At 60.9% G+C, this 15,670-nt stretch carries 13 protein-coding genes; 8 read left to right on the top strand and 5 right to left on the bottom strand.

What is annotated here, in order from left to right; translation table 11 throughout:
- Positions 1-735 precede the first annotated feature (735 nt).
- The 6 genes from FJ398_06035 (at position 736) to FJ398_06010 (ending at position 9,831) form a co-directional block, all read left to right on the top strand.
- Positions 736-1,293: a 3-isopropylmalate dehydratase gene (locus tag FJ398_06035; GenBank protein ID MBM3837510.1), complete on the top strand. Its 558-nt coding sequence runs from the start codon at positions 736-738 to the stop codon at positions 1,291-1,293.
- A gap of 464 nt (positions 1,294-1,757) precedes the next feature.
- The gene (locus tag FJ398_06030) at positions 1,758-7,301 is read left to right on the top strand and encodes a hypothetical protein (protein ID MBM3837509.1); all 5,544 of its coding nucleotides are present in this window, start codon (positions 1,758-1,760) and stop codon (positions 7,299-7,301) included.
- Between the two features lie 47 nt (positions 7,302-7,348).
- Positions 7,349-7,747, top strand: a complete 399-nt coding sequence (locus FJ398_06025) for a sigma-70 family RNA polymerase sigma factor (GenBank protein ID MBM3837508.1) — start codon at positions 7,349-7,351, stop codon at positions 7,745-7,747.
- Positions 7,748-8,017 (top strand): sigma-70 family RNA polymerase sigma factor, encoded by a 270-nt coding sequence (locus FJ398_06020; GenBank protein MBM3837507.1) that lies wholly within the window; start codon positions 7,748-7,750, stop codon positions 8,015-8,017.
- Positions 8,014-8,664, top strand: a complete 651-nt coding sequence (locus FJ398_06015) for a hypothetical protein (protein MBM3837506.1) — start codon at positions 8,014-8,016, stop codon at positions 8,662-8,664. Before FJ398_06020 ends, FJ398_06015 begins: the two co-directional genes overlap by 4 nt.
- Positions 8,665-8,715: 51 nt before the next feature.
- On the top strand, positions 8,716-9,831 hold the full coding sequence (locus tag FJ398_06010) for a hypothetical protein (protein MBM3837505.1): 1,116 nt from the start codon (positions 8,716-8,718) through the stop codon (positions 9,829-9,831).
- Positions 9,832-9,951: 120 nt separating this feature from the next.
- Here the strand turns inward: FJ398_06010 and FJ398_06005 are convergent, their stop codons facing one another.
- Positions 9,952-10,140: a hypothetical protein gene (locus FJ398_06005; protein MBM3837504.1), complete on the bottom strand. Its 189-nt coding sequence runs from the start codon at positions 10,138-10,140 to the stop codon at positions 9,952-9,954.
- 731 nt (positions 10,141-10,871) lie between these two features.
- Between FJ398_06005 and FJ398_06000 the strand changes: the two genes are divergently transcribed.
- Positions 10,872-12,353 carry a sulfatase gene (locus FJ398_06000; protein ID MBM3837503.1) on the top strand — a complete coding sequence of 494 codons (1,482 nt, stop codon included), beginning with the start codon at positions 10,872-10,874 and terminating at the stop codon, positions 12,351-12,353.
- 269 nt (positions 12,354-12,622) lie between these two features.
- Here FJ398_06000 and FJ398_05995 read toward each other — a convergent pair whose 3' ends face one another.
- Complete coding sequence (locus FJ398_05995; protein MBM3837502.1) at positions 12,623-12,952, bottom strand: hypothetical protein; 330 nt, start codon at positions 12,950-12,952, stop codon at positions 12,623-12,625.
- 46 nt (positions 12,953-12,998) lie between these two features.
- On the opposite strand from FJ398_05995, the gene FJ398_05990 reads away from it, so the two are divergent.
- Complete coding sequence (locus FJ398_05990; protein ID MBM3837501.1) at positions 12,999-13,208, top strand: hypothetical protein; 210 nt, start codon at positions 12,999-13,001, stop codon at positions 13,206-13,208.
- A 145-nt stretch (positions 13,209-13,353) separates the two neighbouring features.
- On the opposite strand, the gene FJ398_05985 is transcribed toward FJ398_05990, so the two are convergent.
- From FJ398_05985 to FJ398_05975, 3 genes are all read right to left on the bottom strand, one after another.
- The gene (locus FJ398_05985; protein MBM3837500.1) at positions 13,354-13,824 is read right to left on the bottom strand and encodes a VOC family protein; all 471 of its coding nucleotides are present in this window, start codon (positions 13,822-13,824) and stop codon (positions 13,354-13,356) included.
- Positions 13,825-13,970: 146 nt separating this feature from the next.
- Entirely contained in the window at positions 13,971-14,681 is a 711-nt protein-coding gene (locus FJ398_05980; GenBank protein ID MBM3837499.1) for a PIG-L family deacetylase, read from the bottom strand.
- A 38-nt stretch (positions 14,682-14,719) separates the two neighbouring features.
- On the bottom strand, positions 14,720-15,568 hold the full coding sequence (locus FJ398_05975) for a glucosamine-6-phosphate isomerase (protein MBM3837498.1): 849 nt from the start codon (positions 15,566-15,568) through the stop codon (positions 14,720-14,722).
- Between the last annotated feature and the right edge of the window lie 102 nt (positions 15,569-15,670).

Genomic DNA, 15,670 nt, shown 5'->3' with positions numbered 1-15,670 from the left:
GTCTTTTGTCCGTGGCCTGCGTTGGCTCGGTCCTTACAGCCCGCGTTGGGGATGCTCAGACCTCGCCGCCTTGGCCACAGCCAAAATCCCTCGCCGCAGGACCCCGCGCAATTTTCGGACACGCTCTCAGTCGCAGAGCCCTGGCTATGCTCCTTCGTCGTGCCTCGCCAGAAAGCGAAATCGCCTCCAGCAAAACCGGAAGTTATTTTTGCACAGACCCTTAGACCGAGCGATTCAAATCGGATGGGGAGCGCACGCGCCCCGCGTGCTGTAGTCGGCGCCCTCGCCGACTACTTCTTCAGTCGGAAAAAAAGATCACCAGAGGGCTTCATCGACGCTTCCGACCGGCGGGGCGCCGGCCGGAACACGCGAGGGCGCGTGTGCTCCCCATCAAAGACTCAGAGGTTCGACGGGCGTCGTGTCGATCCATTTCACTTCAGGCAGACCGGAATAAACCCGCCATTGCGGACTGAGATACTGCTTGGTCCGCGGGATGGACGACAAAGCTCGTAGCGCAGAGTTGCACTCTGCCGTATCGCAGAATTGTATTCTGCGGGGCGTCTCCCAGTCCGAGCACGCTGGGACTTGCCAGCGCCCTGCCGATTGGAAATCGGCGATACAGCAGATTGAAAATCTGCCCTACGCTTCACCGCCAACTTGTGGATGCACCCTGCATTGGGCGTGGCCAAGATGCGCGCTTGAAAACTTCCCGCGCCAGACGCAGAGTCTCCGCCCATGCAATCAGTGTTTACAGGACCTGTTTATGTCGTCGGGGATAATATCGACACGGATCAGATTATCCCGGCGCAGTATTTGACGCTCGTGCCCACCATTTCGGACGAATACGAGAAGCTGGGCAGCTATGCGATGTGCGGGCTGCCGGATGCGCTTTATCCGATTCGCTTCGTTGACGAAGGCCAGGTGGACAGCCGTTATCCCATTGTCGTGGGCGGGCGGAATTTTGGCTGCGGCAGTTCGCGAGAACACGCCCCGATCGCGCTCGGCTCGGCGAATGCCAAAGTCGTGCTGGCGGAGAGTTTTGCCCGGATTTTCTTCCGCAACTGCGTCGCCACCGGCGAACTGTATCCCTGCGAATGCCTGGATCGCCTGTGCGAAATCCTCAAGACCGGAGATGTGGTGAAAGTCGATCTGGATGCCGCTACCGTGACGGTGGAGAAGACAGGCATGGCGTATCGATTCAAGCCGTTAGGCGATGTCCGGCCTGTGGTGGACGCTGGAGGCCTCTTCAACTACGCGCGCCAGAGCGGGATGATTCAGGCACAGAAAGCCTGAGCCGCCCCATCGGTCGGGCAGACCGGCCGGTCTGTACGTGTTTAGCGTTGGTAGGGACGGATTCCACTCCGTCCCCAATCAAGCCTTGAGGCAGACCGCCGCCCAGAAAGAGACGATGTGCCAACGGAGGTTTCCTGGTTTTTCCTTTGTCCGTCTCTCCCTTCAACAGACGCCTCAAGGATTAGTCAGGGACGGAGTGGAATCCGTCCCTACCACGCTAAACACCTACGCCGATCTGCCGATCTCGCCTTCTGCTGGCCCGGCGCACGCAGAGTCTTCGCTGGAACTGATCTCACGAAAGCTGTGGCGGAGCGGCAGCTCCGCCCTGCCGGCGACGGTCTCAAGGCGCCCCTAACAGGATTTCGCCCATTTCGCGATTGAAAATCGAAAGGTCTCGCGACAGCCTGACGCCTGTGAACGCCCCCCGGAGATTCTTGCTGCGGCCATGGATTGTCTTTCACTGCGTGTTCTTTGCCTGTTCCTGTTGCCTCGTTCACGCCCAGGAAGGACTGGTGATTTCCGAATTCCTGGCCGCAAACTCCAGCGCCATCCGCGATGACTTTGGCGAGTCGTCCGATTACGTGGAGATCTACAACGGCACTTCCCAAGCGATCAACCTGGAGGGCTACGCTTTGACGGATTCGCTGGAGAACAAATCCCGCTGGGTGTTTCCCGCCACCAACCTCCTCGCGGGCCAGCACCTGTTGGTTTGGGCATCAGCACAAGACCGGCGGATTCCCGGCCGACCGCTCCACACGAACTTCAAGCTCAGCAGCGATGGCGAATCGCTGGCCTTGATCAAACCGGATCACATCACGGTCGTACACCAATATGATTTCGGGCCGCAGCTCGTGGATCAATCGCAGGGCGTGGAAGCTGAAGTGGAAACTTCCAGCGCGGTTCTTTCGCGGGGTGCGTCCGCGCGCTATTTCGTCCCGACGAACAATTCCTTGTCCAATCTCTGGACCCTGCCGGCTTTCGATGACAGCGCGTGGAGTTCGGGCAAGACCGGTCTTGGTTTTGACACCAATTCGCCTTCAGCGCTTTCATCTTTGATCGCGACCGATGTCAAGGACCTGCTGCACCGGGCGTCGCCGCAACGCGCCGGGTTGTTCATTCGCGTTGCGTTCGCGGTCGCAAATCCTCAAGCCTTGCCCAACCTCGCCCTGACGCTGCGCTACGACGACGGGTTCGTGGCTTATTTGAACGGGACGGAAGTGGCGCGCCGCGGCCTCGCTCAAAATGCATCACCTTCCTTCAGCACGATTTCCTCGCTCAACCGCACCAACGACGCGGTCCTGACGCCGGAGGATTTTCCTTCGCTGGCGTTGAATCAGAGCCTTCGCGCCGGAACGAATGTGCTCGCGATCCATGCCTTCAACCGCGATCCGGCGGACGGCGACCTCCTGATCGCGCCGGAGATTCATTCGCGCCGCTTGCGCTATGCGACGAATGCGGTGCGTTCGTTCGCGGCGCCGACGCCCGGTGTGGCCAATGTCTCCGGCGCGAAGGGGACTTCGGGCGGCCTGAATTTTTCGGTCGCGAGCCGCATCTTCATCGACAGCTTCGAACTCAAGATCACGCCGGCGGAACCTTCGCCATCGGGCGAAGTGCGCTACACACTGGATGGCACGATTCCCGGACCCACTGCATTGCTCTACCAGGGGCCGCTTCAAATCACGAACAGCACGCAAATCCGCGCCCGGCTGTTCCAACCTGGCTTCCTGCCGGGCCGCGTGCGCACCGAGGCTTACGCGCGGCTGGCGCCGGAGATGCGGAACGTTTCGTCAGACCTGCCGCTGATTCTGGTGCACAGTTATGGCGCCGGACGCTTCAATGAGAATTTCAAGAAAGGTTGCATCCTTTTCGTCCACGAGCCCAGGCGCGGCCGGGCTTCTTTCACGAACAAGCCGGATCTGATCTTCCGCGCCGGCCTGAAAATCCGCGGCTCCAGCAGCGCGGGGAATCCCAAATACAATTGGGCGCTCGATTGCTGGGACGAGGATGATCGAGAGCGCGAGATTCCGCTCCTGGGAATGCCGGCGGGCGCAGAGTGGACTTTTCATGCGCCTTATTTCACCGACACCACGCTGATTGCCGATCCGCTGGCGAGTTCCATGAGCCAGGCCGCGGGGCGTTACGCCGCGCGCTTCCGCTTTGCCGAGTTATATCTGAACGAACGACCCAGCGGCACTCCGCAGGCAACCATCGCGCCCACGAATTATTTCGGCGTTTACAATATTCTCGAGCGAATCAGCATCCACCCTAATCGCGTCGCGATCGACAAGCTGACGGACCAGGACGTCGCGCCTCCCGCCATCACGGGCGGTTACTTGCTGAGCATCGACCGCAACATCGACGGTCCGCAGGGCTTCACCGCCGGGGGCCAAAGCTTTGTCTATACCGAACCCACTCACGAAGTCATGACCTCGCCGCCACGCGAAGCCCAGCGCAGGTATTTGGCGAATTACTTGAACGAGTTCACCGCCGTCCTCGATTCCGCGCACTGGACGAATCCAGTCACGGGTTACGCCCCCTATATCGACGCCGGATCCTGGATTGATTTCCATCTGATGCAGGTGATCTCGGTCAACGGGGACGGCCTGGGGCTGAGCACGTATTTTTACAAACCGCGCAACGGCCCGATCACCTTCGGCCCCATCTGGGACTTCGATAAGGCGTTCGGTTGGGCGGAGGTCCGTCACGAAGCGCCGTTGCAGTGGGAAGGCGGCAAAGGCTTTTTCTATTATCCGTGGTGGGGACGCCTGTTTCTGGACCCGAACTTCTGGCAAGCGTACATCGATCGCTTCCAGGAATTGAATGCCGGCCCCTACAGCATTCCCGGTTTGATGGCGCTCATCGACCGCCTCAACGACCAGGTCAAGGAATCTGCCGTGCGCGATCAGGTCCGGTGGAAGCAACCCAAGCGCGGCGGCACTCAGGAAGGCGACATCGCCTACTTCAAAGACTGGCTCGCGCGGCGCATCCGATTTATGGAAACGAATTTCGTGGCGCGGCCAGACATTCTGCAACGCAGCGGACAAGTGGTTTCGGGATCTCAAGTGGAAATTACTGCTCCCGCAGGGGCGACGATTCTTTATACGCTGGATGGCAGCGACCCCAGAGCGTTGCACGGCAGCGTCGCTCCGAACGCCTGGGTTTACACCGGCCCCATTACGATCACCGGCGAGACACGGCTCCTGGCGCGGGCTCGCGATGCCAATCGCCCCTTTCTCACGGGCGCCGCAGGCGGTCATCCGCCGCTGGGCAGACCTTGGTCCGGACCTGTCACCGCGCGGTATTTCCTGGAGGCGCCGGCGACGAAAGGCGATCTGGTCGTCAGCGAACTGAATTATCTGCCGACGGCTCCCACCACGACGGAACTCAAAGCGAGGCCCGGAGTGACCGCGCAGGATTTTGAATTTGTCGAAATTCAGAATGTCAACTCCCGAACCGTTGATCTGTTCGGCAGCCGTTTCACTCGGGGAATCACTTTCACCTTTACCAACTCCGCGATCCACAAACTCGCGCCGGGCGCGCAACTCCTGCTCGTGAAGAATTCGGACGCTTTTGCCTTGCGCTACGGAGTTCTCTCCAACATCGCCGGGACTTACCGCGGCAGCCTCGCGGATCGTGGTCAAACGCTCCGGCTCGAAGACGCGGCCGGGAATCCGCTCCTGGAATTCGCCTACGACTCCGCCTGGCACCCTGCGACCGCGGGCCTGGGGTTCACGCTGGTTCGGCTTGCGCCCGGCGCAAGCGCGGACACTCGGGATGCCTGGGGTCCGAGCAGCATTGCGCTGGGCTCTCCCGGTCGAGAGAACTCGCCCGCGGCTGATTGGCCTCGCGTCGTCGTCAACGAGATTCTGGCGAACCCCGCATCGAATCAGCAAGACGCTGTCGAATTGCTCAACCCGAGCGCCACGTCGGTCGATATCGCCGGCTGGTTCCTCACTGATGATCCGCGGCAACCGAGGAAATATCGGATCCCGAACAAAACCGTCCTCGCTCCGGGCGCGTGGTGGGTAGTGAGCGGGTCCGCGTTTGGCGCGGCTTCTCAGGGAACGAATGCCTTCCAACTGAGCAGCCGCGGCGACGCGATCTGGCTGTTCGCTGCGGACGTCTCGGGCGCGTTGCTCGGCTACGCGCATGGGTTTGAGTTCGGCGCTTCCGAAACCGGCGTGAGTTGGGGACGCCATGTGGCCGGCGACGGATCGGAACACTTCGTCGCGCAGGCTGCTCCCACGCTTGGCGCTCCGAATAGCGGGCCGCGAATTGGCCCGGCGGTCCTGCGCGAGATCCTGTATCATCCGCCCGACCTGTTCGAGAACGGCGCCTTTTGGGACAACGACGAAGATGAGTTCATCGAAATCGCGAACATCCGCAACGCCCCTGTCTCTTTTGCCGCCTCTGTGCCCGGACGTGCCTGGCGTTTGCGCGGCACGGTGGATTATGATTTTCCGAACGACTTTGTCCTGGAAGCCAACCACACCGCGATCCTCGTCAGCTTTGACCCACTTCAGGAAACGAATCGATTGGCGGGCTGGCGGAAGAAGTGGGGATTGAGCGCCTCGATCCCGGTCCTCGGACCCTTTCGTGGCAAGATGGACAATTCGGCGGGGGAAATCACTTTGTTGAAGCCGGCCGACGAGGATCGGGACAGCAGCGAGGTTTCATTCGTCGTCGTAGATCGTGTGCATTATCGCGATACTGCGCCGTGGCCCGCGGCAGCCGACGGCGGCGGAGCTTCGCTCGAACACAAGGGAGATTTGCTATTTGGAAAGGATGGAGCCAACTGGCTTGCCGCCCTGCCCTCACCCGGACGAAGCCCTGAACCCGGCGGCATTCCGTCAATTGCCGCTCAACCCGAAAACCAAACCGTCGTTGGAGGCGCGCGAGTCAATCTGAATGTGAAGGTGAACGCCGGATCAAGTTCCGCGTTGAAGTTCCAATGGCGTCGAGACGGCGCGAACATTTCGGGAGCCACGAATGCGCTGCTGGTTTTGAACCCCGCCAACGTCAGCGACGCCGGCCAGTACTCGGTCGTGGTCGTGAACAGTCATGGCTCCGTCGAGAGCGCTGCGGCCACCTTGAAGGTGCTGCCGCCGCCCACGATTGTGCGCCATCCGGAGGGGCAGAATGTCAGGCCTGGATCAGCCGTCACGTTCGCGGTTGCGGCCGAGGGTTCGGGGAAGTTGTCCTATCAGTGGCTCTTCAACGGCGCGCCCATCGCGGGAGCCACTTCCTCGTCATTGACTTTGCAGAATGTCCAGGGAACCGAATCCGGACCTTACGCCGTGCGCGTGACCGATGCGATTGGATCCGCGACCAGCCTGCCGGCGCCATTGAATGTTCTGGTGCGACCCACGTTCACAACACAGCCGCAATCCCGCATCGCGCTCGTCGGCGACACGGTCGAACTCCGCGTCGAAGTCAACGGGCTGGCGCCGTTCACCTATCGCTGGCGGAAAGCCGCGGCCACGATCCCCGGGGCAACAAATTCAGTCCTTGCTCTGAAAAATGTCCAGCTTACCGATTCCGGCATTTACGGAGTGACCGTCACCAACCTGGCTTCGGGCCCCCTCGGCGTCGCCAGCCAGACTGCGACTCTGCAAGTGATGGCCGATTCGGATCACGACCGCGTCGGCGATGAATGGGAGGTGCAATTCGGCTATTCCGCCAACAATCCGGGCGACGGCAGCTTCGATGACGATGGGGACGGCCTGACCACCCAGGAAGAATTCCTTGCCGGAACGAATCCCCGCGACCGTCAAAGCGCCTTGCGGTTGGACGCCGGCCGCCTCTCGGCCGAGGGCGTTGAACTCTCCTTCATGGCGCAGGCGAACCGCGGCTATTCGATTCAATATCGAGAAGCTCTGGATTCCGGCGCCTGGCAAACCTTGAAACAAATCAACGGAAGTGACAGTGCGCAGCGGGCGACTGTGATTGACGCGCCTTCCCCAGGCAAAGCGCGGTTCTACCGCGTGGTGACTCCGCCTCAGTTCTAATTTTCTCCGAGCTAAATCGCCGGCCAGGCGTTCAACCCTATGAACGCATGAATCGCTCGATCCTCTCCCCGCTCACCGCGCTGTTCTCCCTGACGGACGAGCAGGCGATGTGGCGCGTGCAGATGCACGACGACTCGGAGGCGTTCGCCCGGCTGGTTCGGCGCTGGGAAGGCCCCATTCAACGGCTTTGCACGCGGATGACCGGCGATTCGCACCGGGGCGAGGATCTGGCGCAGGAAGCCTTCACCCGCGTCTTCACGCACCGCAAGGCTTATCAAACCCGGGGGAAATTCTCGACCTTCCTCTGGCGCGTCGCCATGAACCTTTGCTACGACGAACTGCGGAAGACCAATCGGCGGAGCGAAATCTCGCTGCACCGAGACGATGAAGATCCGCCGGACGATCTCGACACGCTGGCCGTGGACGACGCTGCGCCCGACGCGTGATTGGTCGAAGGCGAGCGCGCGGAGCTGGTCCGCCGGGCGCTGCTTCGGCTTCCGGAACCCTACCGGGTGGTCGTCATCCTCCGCCACTATGAGAATTTGAAATTCCCCGAAATCGCGGACGTGCTGGAAATCCCCGAAGGCACCGTCAAGTCGCGCATGGCTGAAGCGCTGACGCAGCTTCATCGGCTGTTGACGCCCGCCCTCGCGGAGATGGAACCGCCTTCCGCCAGAAAGCACCCGAAACGCATCGAAGAAAGCTTGGTCCTATGAATCATCCTGCCCGAGAAGAATGGATGTCGTATCTTTACGACGATTTGCCCGGCGCCACCAAAGCCGAGTTGGTGCGGCACCTCGACTCCTGCCCCGCCTGCCGCAAGAACGTCAACGAGTGGCAAAGCGCTATGCGGAGCCTGGACCAATGGCAACTCCCCCCGCGGTCGCTCCCGCTCTTTTTTCTTCGGCCGGCTTTGAAATGGCCTGTGGCCGCGGCTTTTGCGGTTGGTCTGGGTTATGGGTTCGGGCGGTTCTCGGCTCCGGCGGCGAACTTGGAAACACTGCGCGCCGGAATCGAGAACTCGCTCCGAGCTTCACTCGCAAGCGAAATCGAGACGCGGCTTCAAGACCATTACGCGCGGCAATTCAACGCCCTGCTCGCGAACGCGGAAGCGCGTCTCATCGACCGCATGGACACGCTGGCCGCCCGAACCGTCAGCGCCTCCGACGAGCAGATGCAGGGAATGCTCACGACGTATAACGACGCCTTGAAGAACCTGGACGCCCGCCTGGTGCAGCAAAGAACGGAGATCAGCGCGTTGCGCCGGGACACCGAGACCATGGCCTTGCTCACCGAAGTCGGTTTTCGGCGCAACGAGCAACAACTGGGGCGGCTCGCCAACTTCACTACTTTGCAGGAATAACACGATCATTTGCCAAATTCACTGAATCACTGAACCGAAAGGACACCTCTGATGAAAACATTCCATCCAACCATCACTCTCCTCACGTGCTTCGGCGCCTGCTTGAGCACGGCCACGTTCGCCCAAGTCGCCCCCGCCCCTGCCCCGCCGCAGGTTTCGGTTCAATTGGTTGGGCCGGGCGAATTGCCACCCCCACCGCAGGCCGCCCTTGAACCTCTCCAACTGGCGCAAGCGGCGACGGGCGGCACGGAGGCATCCCTGTTTCTCCAGGACGCCAACCAACCCGCCAGCGCGTGGGTCGCGGGCGACGGGCGCTTCTCGGTAGATTATCTCACGGGCGGCGAATCGCGCCCCCGCACGCTCGTGATCCGCACGACAGAAACGGATCAAAAGACCCTGACGGCGCTGGAGGAGGATCTCAACGTGATGTCACGAATCCTCGCCAAGTCGATGAAAGAGAAGGCGGGCGGAGATGGTGCGCTCACCGCGATGGGCATGAAAATCCGCACGTTGGCGGTCGGCGGTTCCTCGGCGGCACAGAATCTATATCTGGAGGGCTATGGCGCGTTGTTTTTCCTGCACACCCGTTTTCCGTTGTTGCCCCCTCCCGAACCTCCGAAGGAAGAGACCCGCAAGGAAACCGCCAGTTCAACCTGGGAAGAAGCACGGCGCGAACTCTACGGACCGAAAGATCCCGCCCCAGGACAGAGGTGGTTTTTCTCAAAGGATAGCACCCGTGAATCCTACGACGCCGACAAAGTCGCCCGACTGAAGGAATCTCTGCTGGAGGCGCTCAAAAACGCGGCCAACATCCGTCACCTGAAATCTCAGGAGTTCGTGACCCTCGTCGTGGTCGGAACGGAGACTACGACCACGCCACGTGTGCGCGCACTCAGAATGAGCCCGGCAGGCGCCGAACCGAAGGAGTTGGACGTTCTTCTGCAAGAAAACGCAAAGGCAGCCGGCGGCGGCTACGGCGGTGGTAGCTTCGGCTTTGCGGCGGGTGGAGCACGTCCAGGAGCCGCGACCATCGTTCGCCCCTTGACGGGAAGCGCCGGCGAAACCGTGATGACGATCCGCGCGAAGAAAGCCGACGCGGATGCCTTCGCCAAAGGCGACCTCAAACTCGATGACTTCCAAAAGAAGGTTTCGATCACGACCTACTAGGCGAATCGAAATGCGAGCAAACGCAGGGCAGGCTTCCAGCCTGCCCGACTTCAATTTCGATGAAAGCTCGCGGAAGAACTCGATTCGGAGTTGGACACGAATTGCGAGAATTCTCACGAATTAGAAAAGCCAGAAACGGAGTTGGGCCCACGAAACACACCGAAAAATCTCAGTTCCGGCCACGGAGAAGTGCGGCGAGAGAGCCAGATCAACGGGATGCAATCCTGCGGCGCGCAACGCCGACAAGATCACCTCAGCCTCGATGGCCGTTCGTGCCGTCCGTATTGTAGTGAAGGTTGGATTCTTCATACTGCTTGGTCCGCGGGATGGACGACAAAGCTCGTAGCGCAGAGTTGCACTCTGCCGTATCGCAGAATTGTATTCTGCGGGGCGTCTCCCCAGTCCGAGCACGCTGGGACTTGCCGGCGCCCTGCCGATTGGAAATCGGCGATACAGCAGATTGAAAATCTGCGCTACGGTTCTCCGGTCGATCTGTCGTCAATCCCACGGTCTGGACAGTAGCTCGGCTTAAAGCGCTCGCCAAGCACGTCCGCTGGTTCGCATCCTATTTCAAATCGGCCTTCTTCACATGCACAAGGCGGTGTCCCAACATATCGACCGCCGCTTGGCACTGCTCTAAGGGTCTGTGCAAAAATAAATTCCGGTTTTGCTGGAGGCGATTTCGCTTTCTGGCGAGGCACGACGAAGGAGCATAGCCAGGACTCTGCGACTGAGGAGAAACGAAGCCAGAAAGCGAAATCGCCCCAGCCCTCCGGGGCGGGGCGGCGCCTGGCCGGCTGCGGCGTTGCTCGTCGGTCACAGCCCCTAAAACTATGTAGCCGACCAGCGGCTCATACTGGCCATCGCGCGGATGCATCTCCAGGAATAAGACCTCCCTTACTCTGACATGTGTAACGATTCCGCCCACCGGCATGATTCTGCTGGTTCTTCCATGATTCCTGCAATCGCCAATGTCAGCCTGTCAGCCTTTCTCACGAATTCCTTGTCAAACGGCGGCGCAGCTTGTTCTTCTGAAGCCTATGAAGAGCCTGCTTTGCCTCACCCTCTCTTTGGCTGGCGTGATATTCGGAACCGCGCAGCCCGCGACGAAACCGGCCGGCGCGAACCGTCCGCCCAATGTCGTGCTGATCCTCACGGACGACCAGGGCTACGGCGACGTCGGCTGCTTTGGCGCGCGCGACGTGGCGACGCCGAACATCGACCGGCTGGCGCGCGAAGGGATGCGGTTCACGAGCTTCTATGTCGCCCAGGCGGTGTGCACGGCCTCGCGGGCCGCGTTGCTGACGGGATGCTACGCGAACCGCGTCGGCTTGTTCGGCGCGCTGAACCACACCAGCGTCACGGGCATTCATGAGGACGAAACGCTTCTCTCGGAACTCTGCAAACAGCAAGGCTACGCCACCGCAGTGTTTGGCAAATGGCACCTCGGCACGTTGCCGAAGTTCAACCCCACCCGCCACGGCTTCGACGAGTATCTCGGCATCCCCTACTCGAATGACAACAGCAAGTTTCACCCGAGCGTGCGCAACATGCCGCCCTTGCCGCTTTACGAGGGCGAGCGCGTGGTCGAAACGGATTTCGATCAGGCGCAATTCACGCGGCGGTTCACGGAACGGGCGGTCGCGTTCATCCGGAAGAACAGGGAACGTCCCTTCTTTCTTTACGTGCCGCACGTCATGCCCCACGTGCCGATCTTCGCTTCGCCGCAGTTTCGCAGGCAGTCCCAACGCGGACTTTACGGCGACGTGATCGAGGAGCTGGATTGGTCGGTTGGCGAAATCGTCCGCGCCCTGAACGAAACCGGTGTCGCGAACAACACGCTCGTCATTTTCGCTTCGGACAACGGCCCGTTTCTGTCCTACGGCGCGCACGCCGGCTCAGCGAAGCCGCTGCGCGAAGGCAAATTGACCACGTTCGAGGGCGGCGTCCGTGTCCCGTGCGTCATGCGCTGGCCGGGCCGCATTCCTTCGGGCGCGGTGTGCGATGAACCGGTGGGAACCATCGATGTGCTGCCGACGATTGCGGAGTTGATCGGCGCGCGGCTTCCGGAGAAAAAACTCGATGGCCAAAGCATTCGCGGGCCGATGTTAGGAGAACGGGGCGCGCGGTCGCCGCACGAAGCGCTTTTCTTCTATGCCGAAGGTGAACTGCAAGCGGTGCGGTCTGGCGCATGGAAACTGCACTTCGCGCATCGTTACCTGACGGTTGATGGCGAACCGGGCCGCGATGGCAAACCGGCCAACTGGGGCAAGCTCCAGCCCAACTCGATCACGTTGTCCGGGCTGGAAGGCATCGCCAGCCGCCACGGCTACCGCATCGCGCGCATTGAAAAATCGCTCTTCAATCTGAAGGAGGACATCGCCGAGAGCCGAAACGTGGCGGCCGAACATCCGGACATCGTTGAGCGTCTGGAGAAGCTCGCGGAACCGGTTCGTGAGGCGTTAGGCGACGGATTGACAGGGCGTTCTGGCAAAGAGGTTCGGCCTGCGGGCAAGGGATGAGTGGGATGGCGGAGGCCGTTACAGCGTTACAACGCAGATCGCGTCTGGGCGCCTCAAGCGAAGCTTCCACGTCCAGCCAGCCGTGCGCACGGCCCATGACCTGGTAAGGACGCGTTCCACCGCGTCCCTGAAATTGTCTTTTCGATCGCAGAGTAAAGTCAGGGACGGAGTGGAATCCGTCCCTACCCGGTTCATGGGAAGGGCGAGCTTATCCCAGCGCGTTGATCTGGACGTGCTCCAAGTCCGTCGAGCGGCTGGCCGGGATGGCCCTACGGCTTGGGCTTCAGAACGGTGCGCGGCGCGACGATGGCGCGGGCCAGTTCGGCGGGTGTGACTCGGATCGGTGCGCGGATGAATTCCGGCAGGTTGAAAGTTTTGATGAACGAGTCGTAGAAGGCGGGATCCTTTTGCGGGAGCAGAAACGGTTTGTGAAATGTGCCCCGTTCGTCCACGTAACTGAAGTACGGCCGCGCAAAGAGTCCGTCACGGCGTTTGCTGCTGAAAACGATCCAGCGGCTGTTGCTCGACCACGAATGCCACGAGTCCGCCTGGTCGCTGTTGATGTCCAGCCGCCGATATTTCCGGCTCGCCAGGCCCATGACATACAGATCGCTGTTGGGTTGATAGACGGGGAAGTGGCCGTATTTGCTGAGGCAGAAGAGAAAGCGCTACTACATCGAAGCGCTGGTGGATGAGGGCGGCGGCGACGGTGTGGATGTCACGTTCATCAAAGAAGGCGAAGCCGATCCTGCGACCAGCGCGGCGGGCATGCGGATGCGCGGCAGCGCCATCGGCACCTTCCTGGATCCGAACGGCGCCAATGTCACCATCCACGGACCTGCACTCGGCCCATGAACCTGAGACCGGGCGGACCGCAGCCTTCAGGCTGCTTCCGCGCACTCTCCGGAGTCGAGCGTTGAAGCGGCCTGAAGGCCACGGTCCGGAGGAACAGTTCATGGGAAGAACAATCAGGCCCACGGAACAGAGTACAACAAGGTGTTTACTGGCAGAACTTCCTCATCCCCTCCGCCATTTCCTCCGGCGTCATATCCCAGGTGTGCAAGGCGAGCGACCATTTGTGGCCGTAGGGATCGCGCACCTTGGCAAAGCGATCTCCCCAGAACATGTCCGCCGGGGGCATCTCCGCCGTGCAACCGGCCGCGACCGCGCGCTGAAACGCGGCGTCGGCGTTCTCCACGTAAAGGTGCAGCGCCACGGGCGTATTACCCAGATGCTGTGGAGAGACCGCGCCGCTCTCGGGCCATTCGCCCGAGAGCATCAACATCGAGTTGCCGAGCTTAAGTTCCGCGTGCATTACGCTCTGGCCGTCGGGGCCGGGCATGCGGACGATCTCCTCGGCGCCGAAGGCTCTCTTGTAAAACTCAATCGCGCCCGCCGGGTCGCGAATGACGAGGTAGGGTGTGATGGTGTGATAACCGGGCGGAATGGGGGATTTGGCTTTGATGGGCACAGTGTAACCTTTCGCTTTTCTTTTTCGAGAGGCCCGAAACTGCGCGTCGCCGGGCCAAAATTCAAGAGGAAATTGGGGCCCAGAGTCACCCCTGAGTTAACGATGGAGGCATCTTCCAAACACGCTCTGAGCGGAAGGCACGAGGTTCACCAGGCGCGCGCGCGTTTGAGGGCGCGGTGGATTTGGAATGCTTCGGCCGCCGCGACTCCGGCTTGAGCGCCGCGCGTATGATATTGAAGACTCATCAAGTCGGCCAACGGAGTGAAGTTCGCATCCTTTGCGCGCGCCAACTGGCTGCGATGGCACGCCAGCATCCGTTCCTTGATCCCTACGTAATCGGAGATGTTGATGTAGAATCCCGGCTCGAAACGGCTCATCCCCACCGTATCCATCCACCAGAGCGCCGGAGGTTCGGCCAGGGCGGGCGAACGGGTCTTGTGCCCATGCGACGCACAGAACCAGGTGCCGGCTTCCGCCAGTTGCGACGCCGCGCGATGGTCCGGATGATAATCTTCGGCGGAATGAGCCAGGACCAGCGTGGGCCGAAACTCGCGGTAGAGCTGGACGAGAACTTTACGGGTTTGAGCATGGTCCGAAAGCGTTCCATCCGCGAAGCCCGGGAAGCAAAGTTGGGCGCCAAGCAGTCTGGCCGCGGCGGCCGTTTCCCTTTTCCTGACCGCGGCTAAGTTGATAACGGACTTCGCCGGCTGTCCTTTGTCTCCACGGCACAGCACGCAGATGCCTAGCGTTGCCCCGTCGGCCTTCGCGCGGGCCAGCGTTCCGGCGCACAGCAGCTCGGCGTCGTCCGGGTGCGCGACGACCGCCAGGACGCGTTCTTCACTAAAATGGAGTTTCACAGGAGCAAACAGAGAAATCGATTGCTCATGCCGTACCTCTACCGCAATCGAATATCCGGCGGCGCGGCGACATACTCTGCCACGGTCAGCACCGCGTCCGCGTGCAACCGCAGCAGCGACGCCGGGCATTCCGGCGTGACCGGTCCGTGCAGGGCCCGCCGCACGACCGCGCTTTGCCAGGGGCGATTGCAGTAAAAACGCAACCGCCGCGAAGCCAGGATTTCTTTCATGCCCACGGTCACGGCACGCTTCGGGAGGATCGAGATTTCTCCGCCCACCGTCACGGAATTAATCGTCCGTGTCTCCCGCGACAAATTCAACACTCGCGTGGGCCGCGCGGCAAATTCTTCGAGCGAACAGCTTTCTCCCGGCTCGGTCGGTTCGTTGAAAGCGAGGTGACCGTTGATGCCAATGCCGCCGAAACACGCATCGACGACGCCGTGCGCTTCAATGAGTTGCGGGATGGCCCCCAGATTCTGCGGGTTAGGGAACACTCGATTCTCCGGCGGCGGAGCGAGCGCCGGATCGATCAGATCGTAGAAAGCTCGCTGCATGTAACCGCGAAAACTCAACGGGTGCTCTTGCGGAATCCAGCGGTCGTCCTCCGTGAGATACTCGTCCATGTTGATGAAGACGGTCTCGTGGCAGGAGAGTTTGCGCGCGTTGATCATCTTTGCCAGGATCGGGAATTGGTCCACAGGACCGACCGGAACGATCAGCGTGGCGCCGCGTCCGTTCCGCTGAGCTTCCATGATTTCGCCAAACACCGCCTCCGCCAAGTGCTGAGCAACGGACTCCATGCCGCCGAGGATTTGAATGCGGACGCGGTGGCCGCGGCCGAGTTCCATAGCTGAGATGCTCAGGTAACGTGGCAACACAGCATCCATAGCGCGGCAAGTGTAACCGAAGTAATCAGTAATCAGTGATGAGTGTTCAGTTATCAGTGATGTCGTATCAGCCTTGAGCATACTGAATACTCATCTTTGTTA

This window comes from Verrucomicrobiota bacterium (genome assembly GCA_016871535.1).
Lineage (GTDB): Bacteria > Verrucomicrobiota > Verrucomicrobiia > Limisphaerales > SIBE01 > VHCZ01.
Note: the sequence above shows the minus strand (reverse complement) of the source record. Positions and strands in the feature narration are given on the sequence as shown.